The organism is Pseudomonas sp. GW531-T4, from assembly GCF_017349615.1.
In the GTDB taxonomy this organism is placed as follows: Bacteria; Pseudomonadota; Gammaproteobacteria; order Pseudomonadales; family Pseudomonadaceae; genus Aquipseudomonas; species Aquipseudomonas chlororaphis_I.
Genome location: NZ_JACMZT010000015.1, coordinates 101,910 through 123,736, shown reverse-complemented (window position 1 = coordinate 123,736; position 21,827 = coordinate 101,910). Strand labels below are relative to the sequence as shown.

Genomic DNA, 21,827 nt, shown 5'->3' with positions numbered 1-21,827 from the left:
TAAATATGGAACGGCATCTCGGGTGCCGTTTGCCCAGCCTACAATTCAACGTTTGCAACGGCTTTTGTAACCGAATGGGTACGCCGCCAAGGTATTTACAAACAACCATGAACGTAAGTATATTCCTTAGCAAGCTACTTATCCACTCAGCACCCGTTTTTTACCCTTCCACTTTTCGAGTGCGCATTTTGCGCGCCTGACCCGAGGATCTTCATGCAACTCAAGCCAGCTGTTACCGCTCTGGTCACTGCCGTCGCCCTGGCATCGCTGCTCAGCGGATGTAAAAAGGAAGAGGCGGCTCCCGCCCCACAAGCCCCTCAGGTCGGCGTAGTCACCCTGCAACCTCAAGCCTTTACCCTGACGTCCGAGCTTCCAGGGCGCACCACTGCGTTCCGGATCGCCGAGGTCCGTCCTCAGGTCAACGGCATCATTCTCAAGCGCCTGTTCAAGGAAGGCGGCGACGTCAAGGAAGGTCAGCAGCTCTATCAGATCGATCCGTCGGTCTATGAGTCGACCCTCAAGAGCGCCCAGGCCAACCTGCAATCGACCAAGTCGATCTCCGATCGCTACAAGCAGCTGGTCGACGAACAGGCCGTAAGCCGCCAGGAATACGACACCGCCGTCGCCAACCGCCTGCAATCGGAAGCCGCGCTGCAGAGCGCCCAGATCGACCTGCGCTACACCAAGGTGCTGTCGCCGATCTCCGGGCGTATCGGCCGTTCTTCGGTCACCGAAGGCGCATTGGTCAGCAACGGTCAATCCGCCGCCATGGCAACCATCCAGCAACTCGATCCGATCTACGTCGACGTCACCCAGTCGTCGGTGGAACTGCTCGAGCTGCGCCGCGAGCTGGAAAGCGGTCGCCTGCAGAAGGCCGGCGACAATGCCGCCAAGGTCAAGCTGACCCTGGAAGACGGCAGCCAGTACAAGCTCGACGGCAAGCTGGAGTTCTCCGAAGTGTCGGTCGACGAAACCACCGGCTCCGTGACCCTGCGCGCAGTGTTCCCGAACCCGGAACACACTCTGCTGCCAGGCATGTTCGTGCACGCGCAACTGCAGGCCGGCGTGAATGCCGCGGCGATCCTCGCCCCGCAACAAGGCGTGACCCGCGACCTCAAGGGCACACCGACCGCTCTGGTGGTTGGCCCGGACAACAAGGTTGAACTGCGTCAGCTCAAGGCCAGCCGCACCGTCGGCAACCAGTGGCTGATCGAGGACGGCCTGAAGGCCGGTGATCGCCTGATCACCGAAGGGCTGCAATTCGTCCGACCTGGCGTCGAAGTCAAAGCCAGCGAAGCGACCAACGTTCCAGCCAAAAACCCGGCCACTGCACAGGCAACTGACAAAGCTGCAGGCGGCAAAGGGGAGTAAACCATGTCGAAATTTTTTATCGACCGTCCGATTTTCGCCTGGGTAATCGCCCTGGTGATCATGCTGGTCGGGGCTCTATCGATCCTCAAATTGCCGATCAACCAATACCCGAGCATCGCGCCTCCAGCGATCGCCATCTCCGTGACCTACCCAGGTGCTTCCGCACAGACCGTGCAGGACACCGTGGTCCAAGTCATCGAGCAGCAGCTCAACGGTATCGACAACCTGCGTTATGTGTCCTCGGAAAGTAACTCCGACGGCAGCATGACCATTACCGCGACCTTCGAGCAGGGCACCAACTCGGACACCGCGCAGGTCCAGGTACAGAACAAGCTGAACCTGGCCACCCCGCTGCTGCCGCAAGAAGTGCAGCAACAGGGTATCCGCGTGACCAAGGCGGTGAAGAACTTCCTGTTGGTGATCGGTGTGGTTTCCGAGGACGGCAGCATGTCCAAGGACGACCTCTCGAACTACATCGTGTCCAACATGCAGGACCCGATTTCGCGGACCGCGGGCGTGGGTGACTTCCAGGTGTTCGGTGCCCAGTACGCCATGCGTATCTGGCTCGACCCGGCCAAGCTGAACAACTTCAACCTGACTCCGGTTGACGTGAAGAACGCCGTGGCGGCGCAGAACGTCCAGGTGTCGTCCGGCCAGATCGGTGGCTTGCCAGCCCTGCCAGGCCAGCAACTGAACGCCACCATCATCGGCAAGACCCGCCTGCAGACTGCCGAGCAGTTCAAGGCGATCCTGCTGAAGGTCAACGCGGACGGCTCGCAAGTGCGCCTGGGCGATGTCGCCGATGTCGCCCTGGGGGGTGAAAACTACTCCGTCAGTGCTCAGTTCAACGGTGCCCCGGCTTCCGGACTGGCCGTGAAACTGGCCAACGGCGCCAACGCCCTGGACACCGCCAAGGCCCTGCGCAAGACCATCAGCGACCTGGAACCGTTCTTCCCGGAAGGCATGAAAGTAGTGTTCCCGTACGACACCACCCCGGTGGTGACCGAGTCGATCAAGGGTGTGGTCGAGACCCTGGTCGAAGCGATCGTGCTGGTGTTCCTGGTGATGTTCCTGTTCCTGCAGAACTTCCGCGCCACCGTCATCACCACCATGACCGTTCCGGTGGTGTTGCTGGGTACCTTCGGCATCCTCGCGGCCGCCGGGTTCAGCATCAACACCCTGACCATGTTCGGCATGGTGCTGGCCATCGGCTTGCTGGTGGACGACGCCATCGTCGTGGTGGAAAACGTCGAGCGGGTAATGGCCGAGGAAGGCCTGTCACCCAAGGAAGCGACCAAGAAGTCCATGGGCCAGATCCAGGGCGCCCTGGTCGGTATTGCCCTGGTGCTGTCGGCGGTACTGCTGCCGATGGCGTTCTTCAGCGGTTCCACCGGTGTGATCTACAAGCAGTTCTCGATCACCGTGGTCTCGGCCATGGCGCTGTCGGTACTGGTTGCCCTGATCTTCACCCCGGCCCTGTGCGCCACCATGCTCAAGGCCATTCCCCACGGCGAACACGCCGCGCCGAAACGCGGCTTCTTCGGCTGGTTCAACCGTACCTTCGACCGCAGCGTCAAAAGCTACGAGCGTGGCGTGGGCAACATCCTGCGGCACAAGGCGCCTTACCTGCTGGCCTACGCGCTGATCGTGGTCGGCATGATCTGGCTGTTCGCCCGTATCCCGACTGCGTTCCTTCCGGAAGAAGACCAGGGCGTACTGTTCGCCCAGGTACAGACCCCGGCCGGCTCCAGCTCCGAGCGGACCCAGGTGGTCGTCGACGAAATGCGCGCCTACCTGCTGGACAAGGAAAAGGACACCGTAGCCTCGGTCTTTACCGTGAACGGCTTCAACTTCGCCGGTCGTGGCCAGAGTTCGGGCATGGCGTTCATCATGCTCAAGCCGTGGGACGAACGCTCCGTGGACAACAGCGTGTTCAACCTGGCCGCCCGTGCCCAGCAGCACTTCTTCAGCTTCCGTGACGCGATGGTGTTCGCCTTCGCCCCACCGGCGGTACTGGAGCTGGGTAACGCCACCGGTTTCGACGTGTTCCTGCAGGACCGCGCCGGTATCGGCCACGAGAAACTGATGGAAGCACGCAACCAGTTCCTCGGCATGGCGGCGCAGAGCAAGATCCTCTCCCAGGTGCGTCCGAACGGCCTGAACGACGAGCCGCAGTACCAGCTGGAAATCGATGACGAGAAGGCCAGCGCCCTGGGCGTGACCATCTCCGACATCAACAACACCTTGTCGATTGCCCTGGGCAGTAGCTACGTCAACGACTTCATCGACCGCGGTCGGGTGAAGAAGGTGTACATCCAGGGTCAGCCTAACGCTCGCATGAGCCCCGAGGACCTGAAGAAGTGGTACGTGCGCAACAGCGCCGGGACCATGGTGCCGTTCGCCTCCTTCGCCAAGGGCACGTGGATCTACGGTTCGCCGAAACTGGCCCGTTACAACGGCGTGGAAGCGGTGGAAGTCCTGGGTGCCCCGGCGCCGGGCTACAGTACCGGTGAAGCCATGGCCGAAGTCGAAGCCATCGCCAAGAAGCTGCCGGCCGGTGTCGGTATCTCCTGGACCGGCCTGTCCTACGAGGAACGCCTGTCGGGCTCGCAAGCGCCTGCGCTGTACGCCTTGTCGCTGCTGATGGTGTTCCTGTGTCTGGCGGCGCTGTATGAAAGCTGGTCGATTCCGATCGCGGTCATGCTGGTGGTGCCGCTGGGGATCATCGGTGCGCTGATGGCGACCAGCCTGCGCGGTCTGTCCAACGACGTGTACTTCCAGGTGGGGCTGTTGGTGACCATCGGTCTGGCGGCGAAAAACGCCATTCTGATCGTCGAGTTCGCCAAGGAACTGCACGAACAGGGCCGCAGCCTGGTGGACGCGGCGATCGAAGCCTGCCGCATGCGTCTGCGTCCGATCATCATGACCTCCCTGGCCTTCGTGCTCGGTGTGGTACCGCTGGCCATCTCCACCGGCGCAGGCTCGGGTAGCCAGCATGCGATCGGTACCGGGGTGATTGGCGGTATGCTCACCGCGACTGTCCTGGCAATATTCTGGGTACCTTTGTTCTTCGTCACCGTGTCCAAGATGGGCCGCCGCAAGGCAGACGAAGCGCAAACTACTGAAACTCCTGAAGAGGCTGGCCAATGAGCAAGTCGCTACTCTCCCTCGCAATCACCGCCGCCGTGCTGAGTGGTTGCTCGCTGATACCGGATTATCAGCAGCCGCAAGCGCCGGTCGCGGCGCAATACCCGCAAGGGCCGGCCTATTCGCCTGCGGAGGCAGCCAACCAGGCAGCCGCCGAACAGGGCTGGCGGCAGTTTTTCCATGACCCTGCCCTGCAGCAGCTGATCCAGACCGCGCTGGTGAACAACCGCGACCTGCGGGTCGCGGCGCTGAACATCGACGCCTACGCCGCGCAGTACCAGATCCAGCGCGCGGACCTGTTCCCGGCGATTTCGGCCAACGGCAGCGGCAGTCGTCAACGTACCCCGGCGCGGATGTCGCAGACCGGTGAAGCGGCCATCTCCAGCCAGTACTCGGCAACCCTGGGTATCAGCGCTTACGAGCTGGACCTGTTCGGTCGCGTTCGCAGCTTGAGCGAGCAGGCCTTGCAGACCTACTTCTCCAGCGAAGAAGCCCGGCGCAGCACGCAGATCAGCCTGGTGGCCAGCGTGGCCAACGCCTACCTGACCTGGCAGGCCGACAAGGAACTGCTCAAGCTGACCCAGGACACCCTGGCGGCCTACGAGGAGAGCTACCGCCTCACCTCGCGCAGCAACGAAGTCGGCGTGGCCTCGGCCCTGGACCTGAGTCAGGCGCGGACCTCGGTGGAAAACGCCCGGGTGCAACTGGCGCGTTACACCCGCCAGGTGGCCCAGGACGAAAACAGCCTGACCCTGCTGCTGGGTACCTCGATTCCGGCCAACCTGCCGAGCGCGCAGCCGTTGTCGGCCGACCTGCTCAGCGAGTTGCCGGCCGGCCTGCCGTCGGAACTGCTGCAACGCCGTCCGGACATCCTTGCCGCCGAGCACAACCTGAAAGCCGCCAACGCCAGTATTGGCGCGGCACGCGCGGCGTTCTTCCCGAGCATCAGCCTGACCGCCAATGCCGGGACCTTGAGCCCTGACATGGGCGGCCTGTTCAAGGGTGGCTCGGGCACCTGGTCGTTCGCGCCGCAGATCAATATCCCGATCTTCAACGCCGGCAGCCTGCGCGCCAGCCTGGATTACTCGAAAATCCAGAAAGACATCAACGTGGCGCAGTACGAGAAATCCATCCAGACCGCCTTCCAGGAAGTCTCCGATGGCCTGGCCGCACGTCAGACCTACAACCAGCAGTTGCAGGCCCAGCGTGACTTCGTCAACGCCAACCAGGACTACTACCGTCTGGCCGAGCGTCGCTACCGCATCGGTGTCGACAGCAACCTGACCTTCCTCGACGCCCAGCGCTCGCTGTTCAGCGCGCAGCAAGCGTTGATCACCGACCGGCTTGCGCAGCTGACCAGCGAGGTCAACCTGTACAAGGCCCTGGGTGGCGGTTGGAACGAGCAAGGTTCGCAGAAAGCCGAAGTGAGCAAAGAGGCACCGCCACTGAAGCTGTTCTGAGTGCATGACGCTTGAAAAAAGCCCACCTTCCGGTGGGCTTTTTTATGGGCCGAAGACGGCCGCCACTTGTGTTCGTTAATCGCCCAAAACCCGCCAAGGCCAATTGAACAGGCCCGTTGATCCAACGCACCATTCCCCGCACCTACAAAAACCAATAACAACAGGTTCGTCATCATGACCCCGCGCCCTGCCCGCTCCGGCTGATTCCGTTCCATCCACCCTCCCGGTTTCAACCTTGTCTGCAACCTGACGTTGCGGCAGCGCCCTGCCTCACCCCTAACAATTAGAGAGCCCGATCCATGAAGCCATCCACTCGCACTCCCTATTCCCTGCTGCCCAGCCTGCTGGCCGTCAGCATCGCCGGCACGGCCCTGCCGGTCATGGCCGCGGAGTCCGGCTTTCTCGAAGACGCCAAGGTCAACCTGAACCTGCGCAACTTCTACATCAACCGTAACTTCACCAACCCGGGCAAGAGCCAGGGCAAGGCTGAAGAGTGGACCCAGAGCTTCATCCTCGACGCCAAGTCCGGCTTCACCCAGGGCACCATCGGTTTCGGCATGGACGTGCTGGGGTTGTACTCGCTGAAGCTCGATGGTGGCAAGGGCACCGGCGGCACCCAGCTGCTGCCCCTGGATCACGACGGGCGTCCGGCCGACCACTTCGGCCGCACGGGCGTCGCGTTCAAGGCCCGCCTGTCGCAGACCGAAGTCAAGGTCGGCGAATGGATGCCAGTGCTGCCGATCCTGCGCTCGGACGACGGTCGCTCCCTGCCCCAGACCTTCCGCGGCGGCCAGATCACCTCGAAGGAAATTGACGGCCTGACCCTCTACGGCGGCCAGTTCCGCGCCAACAGCCCGCGTGACGACAGCAGCATGAGCGACATGTCGATGACCGGCAAAGCGGCCTTCACCTCCGACCGTTTCAACTTCCAGGGCGGCGAATACAGCTTCAACGACAAGCGCACCCAGGTCGGGGTGTGGAACGCCCAGCTCAAGGACATCTACAGCCAGCAATACCTCAACCTGATCCACAGCCAGCCGCTGGGCGACTGGACCCTGGGCGCCAACATCGGCTTCTTCTACGGCAAGGAAGATGGCAGCGCCCGCGCCGGCGACCTGGACAACAAGACCTGGTCGGGCCTGTTCTCGGCCAAGTACGGCGGCCACACCTTCTATGTCGGCCTGCAGAAACTCACCGGCGACAGCGCTTGGATGCGCGTCAACGGCACCAGCGGCGGCACCCTGGCCAACGACAGCTACAACGCCAGCTACGACAACGCCCAGGAAAGATCCTGGCAACTGCGCCATGACTACAACTTCGTCGCGGTCGGCATACCCGGCCTGACCCTGATGAACCGCTACATCAAGGGCGACAACGTGCACACCGGCACCATCACCGACGGCAAGGAATGGGGACGCGAGAGCGAGCTGGCCTACACCGTGCAAAGCGGCACGCTGAAGAACCTCAACGTCAAATGGCGCAACTCGACCATGCGCCGCGACTTCAGCACCAACGAGTTCGACGAGAACCGCCTGATCATCAGCTACCCGATCAGCCTGCTATAAGCCCACTCGCTCCCCCACGCCAAAAACAAGGCCAGCCCCATTCCCCGGGGCTGGCCTTGTTTTTTGCAGGAGCGAAGCTTGCTCGCGATGATCGTCAACGATGGCGCGTACTGGCGGATTGAACGCGGCCCCCTCAGGTTCATCGCGAGCAAGCTCGCTCCTGCAGGGAAAGCGCAGCGGCGCCGAGTTGCTCGGCGCCGCCTTTCTTTACAAGTCGCGGGTCATCAGGCGCGGGATTCGACGCCCAGCTCGTCCCACACCGACTCGGCCAGGTGGAAGGTCGCGTTGGCCGCCGGAATACCGCAGTAGATCGCGCTCTGCATGATCACTTCCTTGATCTCGGCGCGGCTCACGCCGTTGTTGGCGGCGGCGCGCAGGTGCAACTTCAGCTCTTCGTTGCGGTTCATGCCGATCAGCATGGCGATGGTGATCAGGCTGCGGGTGTGGCGTGGCAGGCCCGGACGTGTCCAGATATCGCCCCAGGCGTGCCGGGTGATCATTTCCTGGAACTCCGAGTTGAACTCGGTCAGGGTGCTCAGGCTGCGATCGACATGGGCATCACCCAGCACCGCGCGACGCACTTGCATGCCTTCGGCGTAACGTTGTTTCTCGTCCATCGGGGGCATCCTCAAATGTTCTGGTCAGCCAGCAGAAATGCCACGACCCGTTCGCTGAATGCTGCGCCGGCCTGGACGTTGGACAGGTGCGCCGCATGGAACTCGGCGTATTCGGCGCCGCGCACGCGCTCCTGAATGAAATGCCCGCCGGAGGGCGGCGTGACCGCATCTTCGGTGCCGGACACCACCAGGGTCGGCGCTTCGATCGCCGACAGTTGATCGCGGAAATCCGCATCGCGCACCGCCGCGCAGTTGGCGGCATACCCCTGGGGCGAGGTGGCCGCCAGCATGTCGGTGATCAGCCTGGCTTGGTCCGGGTGCGCCGCGGCGAAGTCCGGGGTGAACCAGCGGGCGATCGAGGCATCGCGCAATGCGATCATGGCCGCCTGGCCATCGCGCAGCACGGTTTCGATGCGCGGGTTCCATACCGATGGATCGCCGATCTTCGCCGCGGTGTTGCACACCACCAGCTTGTTCAGGCGCTCGCCGGCATTGATGCCCAGCCACTGGCCGATCAGCCCGCCCATGGACAGGCCGCAGAAATGCACACGCTGGATATGCAGCGCATCCAGCAGCGCCAGCACGTCACGGCCCAACTGCTCAATGCTGTAGGGGCCTTCGGTGACCAGGGATTTGCCGTGGCCACGGGTGTCGAAACGCAGCACCCGGAAGTGCTTGGTAAAGGCCGGAATCTGCATGTCCCACATGTGCAGGTCGGTACCCAGGGAGTTGGACAGGACCAGCACCGGCGCATCGACCGGGCCGTCCAGTTGGTAATGCAGTTCGCCATCGGCGAGTTGTACGAATGCCACGGCAGTCTCCTTCAGGCGTTCAAGGCTAAATGTTCGGCCACGGCGCGCTCGACCCAGGCTTGCGCCTGGCCGAGGTAATGCGCCGGGTCCAGCAGGCGATCCAGTTCTTCCGCCGACAGCTCGGCGGTCACTTGCGGCTCATCCCCCAGCACCGCGCGCAGATGCCGTTGTTCGGCCACCGCACGCTTGCAGCACTGCTCCAGCAGATGGTGTGCGGTCTCGCGGCCCAGGCGCTGGGCCAGGGCGATGCTCACGGCTTCCGCCAGCACCAGCCCCTGGGTCAGGTCGAGGTTCCTGACCATGCGCGCGGCGTCGACTTCCAGCCCGTCGGCCACCAGCAGCGCCTGTTGCAAGGCACCGGACACCAGGCAGCAGATCTCCGGCAGGGTTTCCCATTCGGCGTGCCACAGGCCCAGGCTGCGTTCGTGCTCCTGGGGCATGGCGCTGAACATCGTCGCCAGCAGCCCGGGAACCCGGGTCGCCGCGCCGATCAATACCGCCGCGCCCACCGGGTTGCGCTTGTGCGGCATGGTCGAGGAGCCGCCCTTGCCCGGCGCCGACGGCTCGAAGACTTCCGCCGCCTCGGTCTGCATCAGCAGGCTGATGTCACGGCCGAGCTTGCCGAGGCTGCCGGCGATCAGGCCGAGCACCGAGGCGAACTCCACCAGCCGGTCGCGCTGGGTGTGCCAGGGCTGCTCCGGCAGGCTCAGTTGCAACTCCTCGGCCAGGGCCTGGGCAATGGGCAGGGCCTGCTCGCCCAGGGCCGCGAGGGTGCCCGAGGCCCCGCCGAACTGCAGCACCAGCAAGCGCGGCTTGAGCTGCGCCAGACGCTCGCGGCTGCGGGTCACGGCCCCCAGCCAGCCGGCGACCTTCATGCCGAGGGTGACCGGCGTGGCATGTTGCAGCCAGGTGCGGCCGGCCATGGGTGTGTCGGCATAACGTTGGGCCTGGGCGGCCAGGATGCCGCCGAGGCGCGCCAGGTCGTTGTCGATCAGGCTCAGCGCCTGCCGCAGTTGCAGGACCAGCCCGCTGTCCATCACATCCTGGCTGGTGGCGCCCAGGTGCACATAACGCTCGGCGCTGGCATCGGTCTTGGCGATCTGCTTGCCCAGGGCCTTGACCAGTGGGATCGCTGAGTTGCCCGCAGTGGCGATGGCCTGGCCCAGGGCGGAAAAATCATAGAGTCCGGCGCGGCAGGCCGCCTCGATCGGCGCCACCGCCGCGGCCGGAATCACTCCGACCCGAGCCTCGGCCCGGGCCAGCGCGGCCTCGAAGTCGAGCATGGCCTGGACCCGGCCCTGGTCGCAGAACACCGCGCGCATATCGCGGGTGGTGAAGTAGGCATCGAACAGTTGGTTGCTCGCCGGTGTACTCATAAACAATCCTTTGGGGCGTGCGCCCGCGACGGACGCACGCGGACAGGTCAAAGATCGTGGTGCAGGTACGCCGCCTGTTTAGGCAGACGCAGGCTGAACAGGAAGGCAATCGCCATCATCGCCGTCACGTACCAGTAGAAGGTGTTTTCCATGCCCAGGGATTTCAGGCCCAGGGCCACGTATTCCGCCGAACCGCCGAACAGCGCGTTGGCCACCGCATAAGCCAGGCCTACCCCCAGCGCCCGCACTTGCGGCGGGAACATCTCGGCTTTTACCAGGCCGCTGATGGAGGTGTAGAAACTGACGATCGCCAGGGCCAGGGTGATCAGCACGAAGGCCAGGAACGGGCTGGTAACGGTTTTCAGGGTCAGCAGGATAGGCACGGTGCACAGCGTGCCCAACGCGCCGAACCAGAGCATCGAGTTACGCCGGCCGATCTTGTCCGCCAGCATGCCGAACAGCGGCTGCATGCACATATAAAGGAACAGCGCGCCGGTCATGATGTAGCTGGCGGTCTTGGCGTGCATGCCGGCGGTGTTCACCAGGTACTTCTGCATATAGGTGGTGAAGGTGTAGAAAATCAGCGAGCCGCCGGCGGTGTAGCCGAGCACGGTGACAAAGGCCTTCGAGTGATGCTTGAACAGCGCGGCCACGCTGCCGGCGTCCTTGTCTTCACGCATTTCCTTGCTGGTGGTTTCTTTCAGCGAACGCCGCAGCAGCAGGGAGATCAGGGCGGCGATAGCGCCGATCACGAACGGAATGCGCCAACCCCAGGCCTTGAGCTCCGCCTCGTCGAGAAACTGTTGCAGGATCACCACCACCAGCACCGCCAGCAGTTGCCCGCCGATCAGGGTCACGTACTGGAAGGAGGCGAAGAACCCGCGCTGGCCCTTGAGCGCGACTTCGCTCATGTAGGTCGCGGTGGTGCCGTATTCCCCGCCCACTGACAGGCCCTGGAACAGCCGCGCCATCAGCAGCAGCGCCGGCGCCCAGGCACCGATGCTGGCGTAGGTCGGCAGGAAGGCGATGACCAAGGAGCCGGCGCACATCATCAGCACCGAGATCATCATGGAATTCTTGCGCCCGTGCTTGTCGGCCACCCGGCCGAACAGCCAGCCGCCGATAGGACGCATCAGAAACCCGGCGGCGAACACGCCGGCGGTATTGAGCAGTTGCACCGTGGGGTCGTCGGAGGGGAAAAACGCCGGGGCGAAATAGATCGCGCAGAAGGCGTAGACGTAGAAGTCGAACCATTCGACCAGGTTGCCGGAGGAGGCGCCGACGATCGCGAAGATCCTCTTGCTGCGTTCCTCGGTCGTGTAGTGACTGGTTAACGTTGTCATGGCTTTTCACTCTTTGGGGACGTGGTGAGTCTAGACATACTTTGTAACAGTCCCGTTCCGCAAGACGACCTTGGGGGGAGCGACCGGCTCAGCCTTATCGCGAACCAGCCCACTCCCCCCAGGCGCACTCAATAATCGAAGAACACCGTTTCCGCGTCGGTCCCCTGCAGGATCACGTTCCACTGGTAGTGGCCCGCGGCATCCGCCTTGGCCAGCAAAGTGGCGCGACGCTCTTCGGGCACGCAGGCCAACAGCGGATCGGCCGCGTTGGCCGGCTCGCCGTCGAAGTAGATGCGGGTCAGCAGGTGCTTGACCAGGCCCCGGGCAAACACCAGCACCACCAGGTGCGGCGCCTGGGTCGAACCCTGCAGGCCAGGCACGCTGCCCGGCTTGATGGTGGTGAAGCGGAAACGCCCTTCCCCATCCACCGGCACCCGGCCGAAGCCCTGGAAGTTCGGGTCCAGGGCCTTGGCCTGATCGTCCTCAGGGTGGTCGTACTTGCCGGCCGCGTTGGCCTGCCAGATTTCCAGCATGGCGTCGTTGACGAAATCGCCGTTGCCATCCACCACCTGGCCGCTGATCGCCACCCGCTCGCCGAGGGTCTCGGCCTGGGTCAGGTCTTCGCGGTTCAGCCAGGTCAGGCCGATGTGGTAGTAGGGGCCGACGGTGTGGGACGTGGTCGCAGTCAGCGTCATCTTATTTCTCCATCGGCGTGGCATCGCGGCCGCGCAAGACGATGTCCCAACGGTAGCCGAGGGCGTAGGACGGAATGGTTTTCTCCAGGTCGAAGCTGGCGATCAGGCGTTCCTTGGCGCTGGTGTCCGGCACGCAGTTGTAGATCGGGTCGTAGGCCAGCAGCGGGTCGCCCGGGAAATACATCTGGGTCACCAGGCGCGTGAGGATACTCGGCCCGAACAGCGAGAAGTGGATATGTGCCGGACGCCAGGCATTGTGGTGGTTACCCCAGGGGTAGGCACCGGGCTTGATGGTCTGGAACTGGTACCAGCCATCGGCGTCGGTGACGGTGCGCCCGGTGCCGGTGAAGTTCGGGTCCAGCGGCGCATCGTGCAGGTCACGCTCGTGGTTGTAGCGACCGGCGGCGTTGGCCTGCCAGATCTCCACCAGGATCCCCGGCACCGGCAAGCCGTTCTCGTCCAGCACCCGGCCGTGGATGATGATGCGTTCGCCCTGGGGCTCGCCGGCATGCTGCGCGGTCAGGTCGTTATCCTTGTCCTGCAGGTAATCGGCGCCGATGGTCGGGCCGGTGATTTCCGACAGCGAATGGGGCAGGAACACCAGCGGCTTGGACGGCGAGCGGGTGTTGGTGGATTTGTAGGCCGGGTGCAGGTAATCAGGCTGAGTACCTGGTTGCGGGCGCCGGTAACCGGGCTTGTCGGTCATGCTTGATCCTCGTTCTTATAAGAAGCGCGTCAGACGCGCTCGATGGCCAGTGCCAGGCCCTGGCCGACACCCACGCACATGGTCGCCAGGCCTTTCTTGCCACCGGTCTTTTCCAGGTGGTGCAGCGCGGTCAATACCAGGCGCGCGCCGCTCATGCCCAGTGGATGGCCAAGGGCGATGGCGCCGCCGTTGGGGTTGACCTGGGGCGCGTCGTCCGCCAGGCCCAGTTCGCGCAACACCGCCAGGCCCTGGCTGGCGAAGGCCTCGTTGAGTTCGATCACATCAAAATCGCTGACCGCCACGCCCAGGCGCTCGGTCAACTTGCGCACTGCCGGCACCGGGCCGATGCCCATCACCCGTGGCGCGACGCCGGCGCTGGCCATGCCCAGCACCCGGGCACGGGCGGTCAGGCCGTGCTTTTTCACCGCCTCGGCCGACGCCAGGATCAGCGCCGCCGCCCCGTCGTTGACGCCCGAGGCGTTGCCGGCGGTGACAGTCTTGTCCGGGCCATTGACCGGCTTGAGCTTGCTCAGGGTTTCCAGCGAGGTATCGGCCCGCGGATGCTCGTCCTGCTCGACCACTGTCTCGCCCTTCTTGTGGACGATACGCACCGGGACGATTTCCTCAGCGAAGAACCCGGCGGCCTGCGCCGCGGCGGTGCGTTGCTGGCTGCGCAGGGCGAACGCGTCCTGGTCGGCGCGCGACACCTGATAATCGTCGGCGACGTTGTCGGCGGTCTGCGGCATGGCATCCACGCCGTACTGGGCCTTCATCAGCGGGTTGATGAAGCGCCAGCCGATGGTGGTGTCTTCCAGTTTCATGTTGCGCGAAAAGGCAGTGTCGGCCTTGCCCATGACAAAGGGCGCACGGGACATCGACTCGACGCCGCCGGCGATGGCCAGCTCCATCTCGCCACTGGCGATGGCGCGGAAGGCAGTGCCGATGGCATCCATGCCCGAAGCGCACAGGCGGTTGAGGGTCACACCCGGAATGGTTTCCGGCAGCCCGGCCAGCAGCAGCGCCATGCGCGCCACGTTGCGATTGTCTTCGCCGGCCTGGTTGGCGCAGCCGAGGAACACCTCGTCCACCGCGCTCCAGTCCACCGACGGGTTGCGCTCGATCAGCGCCTTGATCGGCGCGGCGGCCAGATCGTCGGCACGGACGGTCGACAGGCCGCCACCAAAGCGGCCGATGGGGGTACGAATGGCGTCACAGATAAACACTTCGCGCATCAGGCTTCTCCCGGGGTCTGGCCATGGGCCGCGGCGGTGCGGGCTTCCAGGTCGCGCAGGGCGGTCAGTTCGATCTCGGTCGGCGCGGCGGTCTCTGCGACCTGGTCGGCGAAACGGATCGCCCAACCGGTGGCGGCGACCACCTGCTCACGGGTCACGCCCGGGTGCAGCGAGGTAACCACGAACTCATGGCTGCCGGCTTCCGGCTCCATGATGCACAGGTCGGTGATGATCCCTACCGGCCCGGCCCCTGGCAGGCCCAGGCGTTTGCGCGAGTCGCCGCCTTCGCCATGACCGACCGAGGTGATGAAGTCGAGCTTGTCGACAAAGGAGCGCGACGACTGCTTGAGGATGATCAGCACGCTTTTGGCGGAACCTGCGATCTCCGGCGCACCGCCAGCACCTGGCAGGCGGACTTTCGGCTGGTGGTAATCGCCGACCACCGTGGTGTTGATGTTGCCGAAACGGTCGACCTGGGCGGCGCCGAGGAAACCGACGTCGATACGCCCGCCTTGCAGCCAGTAGCGGAAGATCTCGCCGGTCGGCACCACGGTGTCCGCGGTCTCGGCCAGTTCGCCGTCACCGATGGACAGCGGCAGCACGCTGGGCTTGGCGCCGATCGGGCCGGATTCGTAGATCAGCACCACGTCCGGCGACGAAGTCAGGCGCGCCAGGTTGGCGGCCTTGGACGGCAGGCCGATCCCGACAAAGCACACCGAGCCGTTCTGCAGGCGGCGGGCGGCGGCAACGGTCATCATTTCATTGGTGGTGTAAGTCATTATTTGGCCCCCGTTGCTGCGGCCAGCTTGGCCTGGAATTCGCTGAAGTCAGCGCTGCCGCGGATGTATTCGTTGATCCAGGCGGTGAAGGTTTCACGGTCGCGGGCGATCGGGTCCCAGGCCTGGTAGAAGATGTTGTCGCGCTCGGTGTAACCGTGGGCGTAGGACGGATGGGCGCCGCCCGGTACGTGGCAGACCGCGCTCAGGGCCCAGGTCGGCAGCACACAGGCGTTCATCGGCGCGTTCAGGTCGTCGACGATTTCTTCCACGGTGACGATGCAGCGCTTGGCGGCCAGGGCGGCCTCCTTCTGCACGCCAAGGATGCCCCACAGCAGCACGTTGCCCTTGCGGTCGGCTTTTTGCGCGTGGATCACGGTGACGTCAGGGCGTACCGATGGCACTGCCGCCAGCACTTCACCGGTGAATGGGCAGGTCACGCTCTTGATCAACGGGTTGACCTTCGGCAGGTCGGAGCCGGCATAAGCGCGCAACACCGCGAATGGCAGGCCCGAGGCACCCGCCACGTAGGCGTTGGCCAGGTCGGCATGGCTGTGCTCTTCGATTTCCAGGGCATGCGGCCATTGCTTCTCGACCGCGTCCCGCAGGCGATGCAGGGAGCCGACGCCCGGGTTGCCGCCCCAGGAGAAAATCAGCTTGCGGGCACAACCGGCACCGATCAACTGGTCGTAGATCAGGTCAGGGGTCATCCGTACCAGGGTCAGGTCTTTTTTGCCCTGGCGAATGATTTCGTGACCCGCGGCCGTGGGGATCAGGTGGGTGAAGCCTTCGAGCGCGACGGTATCGCCGTCGTTGACGAACTGCTTCACCGCATCGTGCAGCGAAAGGATTTCAGCCATGGAGGGATCTCCCGATTGTTATTGAGCGACTGGAAGAAAAAGGCGCGAGGGATACGCCTGAGTGACTGAAGATTAAGCCGGGGGAAAAACCCAAACAATCCGATAATCGACTGAGCGTTCGTTTATCGAACAGATTGTTGCCTGACTATCGATTGCGCCGCGGCCACTGCCGCAGGCTGCGATCGACCCGGGCCGCGTTCGGAGAACGGTCGCGAAGACCTCAGGCTCGCTGAAGGCCTTCGCCTTATCGCAGCCTGCGGCAGCGGCTACAGGTATTCAGCGCCCCCTTCGGGAGCGCTTTGCTCATTCGATCAGGTCGCGTCCGCATGGCTGACCATGCCCTTGATCACCACCGCCGTGGTCGCCAGCGCCGCCGGGATCACCAGCGCGGTCAGCACCTGCTCGAAGTTCCAGCCCAGCCCCAAGAGCGTGGCGCCCATCCAGGCCCCGAGGATGGCGCCGAAGCGGCCGATGCCGAGCATCCACGACACGCCGGTGGCGCGGCCCTGGGTCGGATAGAAACGCGCGGCCAGGGACGGCATCGCCGATTGCGCGCCGTTGACGCACATGCCGGCGATCAGCACCAGGGTCGCCAGCAAGGTGATGTTGCCCAGGCTTTGCCCAACCGCGTAGGCGAAGACCCCGGCCAGCAGGTAGAAGGTGCCGATGACCTTGTGCGGGTTGAAGCGGTCCATGGCCCAGCCCACCGCCACGGCGCTGAGTACCCCGCCAAACTGGAACAGCGCGCCGATAAAGGCCGCCTGCTCCATGCTCGCGCCGCTGTCACGCATCAGGGTCGGCAGCCAGCTGGTCAGCAGGTACACGATCACCAGCCCCATGAAATAGGTCAGCCACAACAGCAAGGTGCCAGCGCTGTAGGTCCCGGAGAAAATCACCGCGAACACATTGCGCGCCTTCACCGTCTTCTGTTCCGGCACGCTGAAGCTCGCGGCCTGGCCGACCGTGCCCGGCTCGATGGGCGCCAGGGCCTTGCGCACCTTGTCGGTGCCACGATTGCGCACCACCAGGTAACGCGCCGACTCCGGCAGCCAGGCCAGCAGCACCAGCGCCAGAATCAGCGGCAGGATCCCGCCGATCAGCAACAGGCTGTGCCAGCCGAACGCCGGGATCAGCTTGGCGGAAATGAAACCGCCACCGGCCATGCCCAGGTTGAAACCACAGAACATGCTGGTCACCAGCAACGACTTGTGGCGCTCGGGGGTGTATTCGGAGAGCAGCGTGGTGGCATTCGGCATGCCGGCGCCCAGGCCCAGGCCGGTGAGGAAACGCAGCACCAACAACTGGTCGACATTAGTGCTGTAGGCCGACGCCAGGCTGAAGGCACCGAACAGCAGCACCGCCCCCACCAACACCACTTTGCGCCCGAAGCGGTCAGCCAATGGGCCGGAGCCCAGCGCCCCGAACACCATGCCGATCAGCGCCGCACTCATCACCGGGCCGAGGCTGGCACGGTCGATACCCCAATCCTGGGACAGCGCCGGCGCGATGAATCCCATGGCCGCGGTGTCGAGGCCATCGAGAAAGACAATCAGGAAACACAGGATCACCACCCGCCACTGATAGCGCGACAGCGGCTGGGCATTGATAAAGGACTGCACATCGAGGCAGTTCCCTACAGCGGATTGAGGCTGGTTCATTATTTTTATTCCACGCGAAAAACGCAGGCGAACAGGTGCCAGCCAAAGCTGGTCGGTTCAAATCGAAAAAGGGTCTTGCGGGATCAGGCCGTCGGCAGGCGAAGGCAGGATAAAGGAGCGCGGCTGGGCGCGCGGGCGATGCTCATGGGCGGGTTGGCCTCTTCATTATTATGGGGGGCGCCACGCGGCCAATGGAGAGGCAGAGCTCCAGTGGCCGGATGACGCTGCCGCGACATTAATGAGGCAAGGGAAAGAGCGTCAATTCAGCAAGCGCGTATCTGTGCGTTTATCGAACAGCTTAAGCAGGCAGCCCTCAAGCGAACAATTGGGCGCTGAGGTCGCGACTGGCGCTGAGCAGGCCCGGCAAGAAGCGCTGCTCCAGCTCGGCGCGACTGACGCGGCCGGCATGGGTACTGACATTGAGCGCGGCCAGCACCTGGCCCGAAGCGTCGTACACCGGCACGGCGATGGAGCGCAGGCCTTGCTCCAGCTCCTGATCGACAATGCACCAGCCCTGCTGCCGAACCTGTTGCAGGCATTCGAGCAGCGCCTCTGGCGTGTGCAGGGTACGGCTGGTCTTGGCTTGCAGGTCGGCGTGCTCGAGGTATTCGCGCAACGAAGCGTCATCCAGCGCCGCCAGCAGGATCCGCCCCATGGACGTGCAGTAGGCCGGCAGGCGCCCACCGACCGAGAGATCGACCGAGATCAGGCGCTGGGTGGTGGCCGAACGGGCGATGTACAGAATGTCGTCGCCTTCCAGGGTGGCCATGTTGCAGGCTTCGTGCAGTTGCTCGCTCATGCGATCCAGGTAAGGCTGGGCCGACACCGCCAGCGGCGTGGAAGACAGGTAGGCGTGCCCCAGCGTCAGCACCTTGGGCAGCAACGAATAGGTGCGGCCGTCGGTGGTGGCGTAACCGAGCTTGATCAGGGTATGCAGGCAGCGGCGCACGGCGGCCCGGGGAATCTCCGTGCGGTGGCTGATCTGGGCAATGGTCAGATGGCGCTTGCGCTCCTGAAAGGCCTGGACCACCGCCAGGCCGCGAGCCAGAGAAGTCATGAAATCCGGATCACCCGTCAGCGCCTGAATCCGCTTGGCCGGCGAAGCGACAATCGGTGGCGCGGCGGAAGCGAAGGAATTACGCAATTGATCGTTCATTTCAGGTTCTCTGCGACGGAAGTCTGGCTTATTACAAGCCGTACTGGAGAGGATGCACAAGCCTGCACAGCCAACATTGGGCGATTATCGAACCATCGACCGATAATCGCAATCCACCGCGACTAAGTGCTTCTACGCGATGCGGCGTTTTTTCGCCGCCAATAAAACTCTCATTTCTTCCGTATTAGTCCAGGCAACTTGTCAGGCCTTGTTACAGAACTGCAGCGTCACCCCTCTCATCATTCGGCTTAAAACTTTCGTGTAACAAAACCCTGATATCAAGTTGACGATTTTTAACTTATTGCCGATAGAGTTATTCATGGCCGCCGCTATAATGAGCAAAGTGATCACCGACGCTTTTCTGCGTTCGGCAGCATCATCAGGGTGCGTATCGGTAAGTGACGCTTCCTGCTGCAAGCGCTTGACGCTCATCTCAATATGCCAGGCCAATGTGCTTGCAAAAAAGTGACTGTTGCTACGACAGCTGTTCTTGTCCGGTGGCGTGGCCGCATGCAACAAGAAGCGGTTTGGCGAGCCCCATCGCAATCCTGGCTCCTTTAATCGAGCCGAGCACGAGGCGCTCGATAAACCCGATCGAGGCAATGCGTATCATCGGGATAATCTCAACTCAGTTAGGTAACACTGTGACGAAAGACGAACTGCGCGCGGAACTTGAGCGCCAGGAACAACGTTACAAGGAAGTTTACGGAGGCGAAGTCACCACCTACGCCGCCCAGCCTGAACCGGAACGCAAACCTTGGCGAAAGCGCGCCAGCATTCTCGACCAGGCATTTACCCAAGAACTGCAAAAGATGGAAAAAGAGCTCAAGGCAGAACAGCCGTGACGCTCTTCGCCTGAAGCTTTCGCACTGCTCGATGCCCTTGCAGATAAATGCCGATCGCAAGGTCGGCCGGGCATCCGCCGTGCAGCCGCGGATGGGGCCCAAGGGCTCAAAAACTGTCATGGAAGTGAAATTTCATACAAGCGTTTGAGACGTTTGGCTGAGTCTTGCACCCCTGACCTTGAGGATGAGCCCCAGTAAAATCAAGGGCTTGCCCATGCCTCGAAAAAAGGCATGGCCATTGGCCTGCCTCCGGCTTTTTCGTTGAAGAATGTTACCAACCAGCACCTAGTGCATCGATTACCAGGGTTTTCTGGCATAATCGCGCCCCCTTATGACCGGGTCAGAAAACCTTCATGATCGATTTATTCAGCGGACTGGATGCTTGGGTGCTTGTGAGCCTCTTGCTCGCCCTGGCTTTTGTCCTCGCCTACGAGTTCATCAACGGCTTTCATGACACCGCAAATGCGGTTGCCACTGTTATCTACACCAAAGCCATGCCGCCGCACCTGGCCGTATTCTTTTCCGGTGTATTCAATTTCCTCGGCGTGCTGCTGGGCGGCGTCGGCGTGGCCTATGCCATCGTCCATCTGCTGCCGGTCGAGCTGCTGATCAATGTCAACACCGGCCACGGCCTGGCCATGGTCTTCTCGTTGCTGGCCGCGGCCATCACCTGGAACCTGGGCACCTGGTACTTCGGTATTCCCGCTTCCAGCTCCCACACCCTGATCGGTTCGATCCTCGGCGTCGGCCTGGCCAATGCCCTGCTCAACGACATCCCGCTGGGCGATGGCGTGAACTGGCAGAAGGCGATCGACATCGGTGCTTCCCTGGTGTTCTCGCCCATGGCCGGCTTCCTGATTGCCGCCCTGGTGCTGATCGGCCTGAAGTGGTGGCGCCCGATCTCGAAGATGCACAAGACCCCGGAACAACGCCGCAAGGTCGACGACAAGAAACATCCGCCCTTCTGGAACCGCCTGGTGCTGGTGATCTCGGCCATGGCCGTGAGCTTTGTGCACGGTTCCAACGACGGCCAGAAAGGCATCGGCCTGATCATGCTGGTACTGATCGGTATCGTGCCCGCGCAGTTCGTGCTCGACCTGAACAGCACCACCTACCAGATCGAACGTACCCGCGACGCCACCCTGCACCTGAGCCAGTTCTACCAGCGCAACCAGGACTCCCTGGGCGAGTTCCTGGCCCTGGGCAAAAGCGTGAAGGACGATCTGCCAGGCAAGTTCCGCTGCAACCCGCAGCAGACCGAACCGACCATCGACGCGCTGCTGGGCACCCTCAAGGGTGTAGCCGACTATCACTCGCTGCCGGCCGAAAGCCGCATCGAAGTGCGTCGCTACCTGCTCTGCCTGGACGACACAGCGAAGAAAGTCGGCAAGCTGCCGAACCTCGCGGCCCGTGAAAAGGCTGACCTGGACAAGTTGCGCAAAGACCTGACCGCCACCACCGAATACGCGCCGTTCTGGGTGATCCTGGCCGTGGCCCTGGCCCTTGGCCTGGGGACCATGATCGGCTGGAAACGTGTGGTGCAGACCATCGGTGAAAAGATCGGCAAGCAAGGCATGACCTATGCCCAGGGCATGTCGGCACAGATCACCGCCGCCGGCCTGATCGGCATGGCCAATATCTTCAGCCTGCCGGTATCGACCACTCACGTGCTGTCGTCGGGTGTCGCCGGGACCATGGTCGCCAACAAAAGCGGCCTGCAAAGCGGCACCGTACGCACCATCCTGCTGGCCTGGGTACTGACCCTGCCGGCAACCGTGGCGCTGTCGGCCGGTCTGTTCTGGCTGGCCTCGAAAGCCCTCGGGACCTGATTCGCTCGGTCCGCGACAAAAAAGGTGCGCCCCTTGGGTCGCACCTTTTTTTGTGCCTGAAGGAAGTGATCGTTCCCCCACAAAACACACAGGCAAAAAAAAGGGCAACCGAAGTTGCCCAAAATGCCTTGCGTGCTCGTTACCGGAAAGACTTAAGGTTTTTTGCGTTTATGCGCATCTTTCCAGATGAAAAATCCAAACCCGGCGAAAAACAGAACCATGAGGCCGACAGTCAGCACTCCGGCGATCACCACATTGTCGAAAAACATGACTGGCCTCCTGCTCTTGCCCTGTTGCGATGGGGCTAAGTTAACCAAAGAGGCGGCGGGGAAAATTGACCGGGGTCAATGGTCGCCCAAGACAGGACGACAGGGAGGGG

At 63.1% G+C, this 21,827-nt stretch carries 19 protein-coding genes; 6 read left to right on the top strand and 13 right to left on the bottom strand.

Going from position 1 to position 21,827, the window contains the following annotated elements; translation table 11 throughout:
- Positions 1 to 213: 213 nt before the first annotated feature.
- The 4 genes from emhA (at position 214) to J4D28_RS14670 (ending at position 7,543) form a co-directional block, all read left to right on the top strand.
- Positions 214 to 1,371, top strand: a complete 1,158-nt coding sequence (emhA, locus tag J4D28_RS14685; RefSeq protein ID WP_009047413.1) for an efflux RND transporter periplasmic adaptor subunit EmhA — start codon at positions 214 to 216, stop codon at positions 1,369 to 1,371.
- A gap of 3 nt (positions 1,372 to 1,374) precedes the next feature.
- Entirely contained in the window at positions 1,375 to 4,521 is a 3,147-nt protein-coding gene (emhB, locus tag J4D28_RS14680; RefSeq protein WP_016702072.1) for an efflux RND transporter permease subunit EmhB, read from the top strand.
- Complete coding sequence (gene adeC / locus J4D28_RS14675) at positions 4,518 to 5,978, top strand: AdeC/AdeK/OprM family multidrug efflux complex outer membrane factor (RefSeq protein WP_009047411.1); 1,461 nt, start codon at positions 4,518 to 4,520, stop codon at positions 5,976 to 5,978. The genes emhB and adeC overlap by 4 nt, the downstream gene beginning before the upstream one ends.
- A 299-nt stretch (positions 5,979 to 6,277) precedes the next feature.
- Positions 6,278 to 7,543: an OprD family porin gene (locus J4D28_RS14670; protein ID WP_016702071.1), complete on the top strand. Its 1,266-nt coding sequence runs from the start codon at positions 6,278 to 6,280 to the stop codon at positions 7,541 to 7,543.
- A gap of 224 nt (positions 7,544 to 7,767) precedes the next feature.
- On the opposite strand, the gene pcaC is transcribed toward J4D28_RS14670, so the two are convergent.
- The 12 genes from pcaC to J4D28_RS14610 form a co-directional block, all read right to left on the bottom strand.
- Positions 7,768 to 8,160 carry a 4-carboxymuconolactone decarboxylase gene (gene pcaC, locus J4D28_RS14665; RefSeq protein ID WP_009042505.1) on the bottom strand — a complete coding sequence of 131 codons (393 nt, stop codon included), beginning with the start codon at positions 8,158 to 8,160 and terminating at the stop codon, positions 7,768 to 7,770.
- Between the two features lie 11 nt (positions 8,161 to 8,171).
- Positions 8,172 to 8,972: a 3-oxoadipate enol-lactonase gene (gene pcaD, locus J4D28_RS14660; protein WP_103331133.1), complete on the bottom strand. Its 801-nt coding sequence runs from the start codon at positions 8,970 to 8,972 to the stop codon at positions 8,172 to 8,174.
- Positions 8,973 to 8,983: 11 nt separating this feature from the next.
- Positions 8,984 to 10,348: a 3-carboxy-cis,cis-muconate cycloisomerase gene (locus tag J4D28_RS14655; protein ID WP_103331132.1), complete on the bottom strand. Its 1,365-nt coding sequence runs from the start codon at positions 10,346 to 10,348 to the stop codon at positions 8,984 to 8,986.
- Between the two features lie 47 nt (positions 10,349 to 10,395).
- Positions 10,396 to 11,691, bottom strand: coding sequence for an MFS family transporter (locus J4D28_RS14650; RefSeq protein ID WP_016702068.1), 1,296 nt, complete (start codon positions 11,689 to 11,691; stop codon positions 10,396 to 10,398).
- A gap of 128 nt (positions 11,692 to 11,819) precedes the next feature.
- Positions 11,820 to 12,386, bottom strand: a complete 567-nt coding sequence (pcaG, locus tag J4D28_RS14645) for a protocatechuate 3,4-dioxygenase subunit alpha (protein WP_038581605.1) — start codon at positions 12,384 to 12,386, stop codon at positions 11,820 to 11,822.
- 1 nt (position 12,387) lies between these two features.
- Positions 12,388 to 13,092, bottom strand: a complete 705-nt coding sequence (gene pcaH / locus J4D28_RS14640) for a protocatechuate 3,4-dioxygenase subunit beta (protein ID WP_009047403.1) — start codon at positions 13,090 to 13,092, stop codon at positions 12,388 to 12,390.
- 29 nt (positions 13,093 to 13,121) lie between these two features.
- Complete coding sequence (gene pcaF / locus J4D28_RS14635) at positions 13,122 to 14,327, bottom strand: 3-oxoadipyl-CoA thiolase (protein WP_172667003.1); 1,206 nt, start codon at positions 14,325 to 14,327, stop codon at positions 13,122 to 13,124.
- Positions 14,324 to 15,106, bottom strand: a complete 783-nt coding sequence (locus J4D28_RS14630; protein WP_177477880.1) for a CoA-transferase subunit beta — start codon at positions 15,104 to 15,106, stop codon at positions 14,324 to 14,326. The genes pcaF and J4D28_RS14630 overlap by 4 nt, the downstream gene beginning before the upstream one ends.
- On the bottom strand, positions 15,103 to 15,960 hold the full coding sequence (locus J4D28_RS14625) for a CoA transferase subunit A (protein ID WP_009047400.1): 858 nt from the start codon (positions 15,958 to 15,960) through the stop codon (positions 15,103 to 15,105). The genes J4D28_RS14630 and J4D28_RS14625 overlap by 4 nt, the downstream gene beginning before the upstream one ends.
- 311 nt (positions 15,961 to 16,271) lie before the next feature.
- Entirely contained in the window at positions 16,272 to 17,618 is a 1,347-nt protein-coding gene (locus J4D28_RS14620; protein ID WP_009047399.1) for an MFS transporter, read from the bottom strand.
- Positions 17,619 to 17,931: 313 nt separating this feature from the next.
- Positions 17,932 to 18,774 carry a pca regulon transcriptional regulator PcaR gene (pcaR, locus tag J4D28_RS14615; protein WP_009047398.1) on the bottom strand — a complete coding sequence of 281 codons (843 nt, stop codon included), beginning with the start codon at positions 18,772 to 18,774 and terminating at the stop codon, positions 17,932 to 17,934.
- A 201-nt stretch (positions 18,775 to 18,975) separates the two neighbouring features.
- A complete protein-coding gene (locus J4D28_RS14610) occupies positions 18,976 to 19,206 on the bottom strand; it encodes a hypothetical protein (RefSeq protein WP_038581612.1) in 231 nt (76 codons plus the stop codon).
- Between the two features lie 212 nt (positions 19,207 to 19,418).
- On the opposite strand from J4D28_RS14610, the gene J4D28_RS14605 reads away from it, so the two are divergent.
- Complete coding sequence (locus J4D28_RS14605) at positions 19,419 to 19,619, top strand: hypothetical protein (protein WP_009047397.1); 201 nt, start codon at positions 19,419 to 19,421, stop codon at positions 19,617 to 19,619.
- A gap of 353 nt (positions 19,620 to 19,972) precedes the next feature.
- On the top strand, positions 19,973 to 21,448 hold the full coding sequence (locus tag J4D28_RS14600; protein ID WP_038581614.1) for an inorganic phosphate transporter: 1,476 nt from the start codon (positions 19,973 to 19,975) through the stop codon (positions 21,446 to 21,448).
- 152 nt (positions 21,449 to 21,600) lie between these two features.
- On the opposite strand, the gene ccoM is transcribed toward J4D28_RS14600, so the two are convergent.
- Entirely contained in the window at positions 21,601 to 21,717 is a 117-nt protein-coding gene (gene ccoM / locus J4D28_RS30580; protein WP_007926603.1) for a cytochrome c oxidase subunit CcoM, read from the bottom strand.
- Positions 21,718 to 21,827 lie beyond the last annotated feature (110 nt).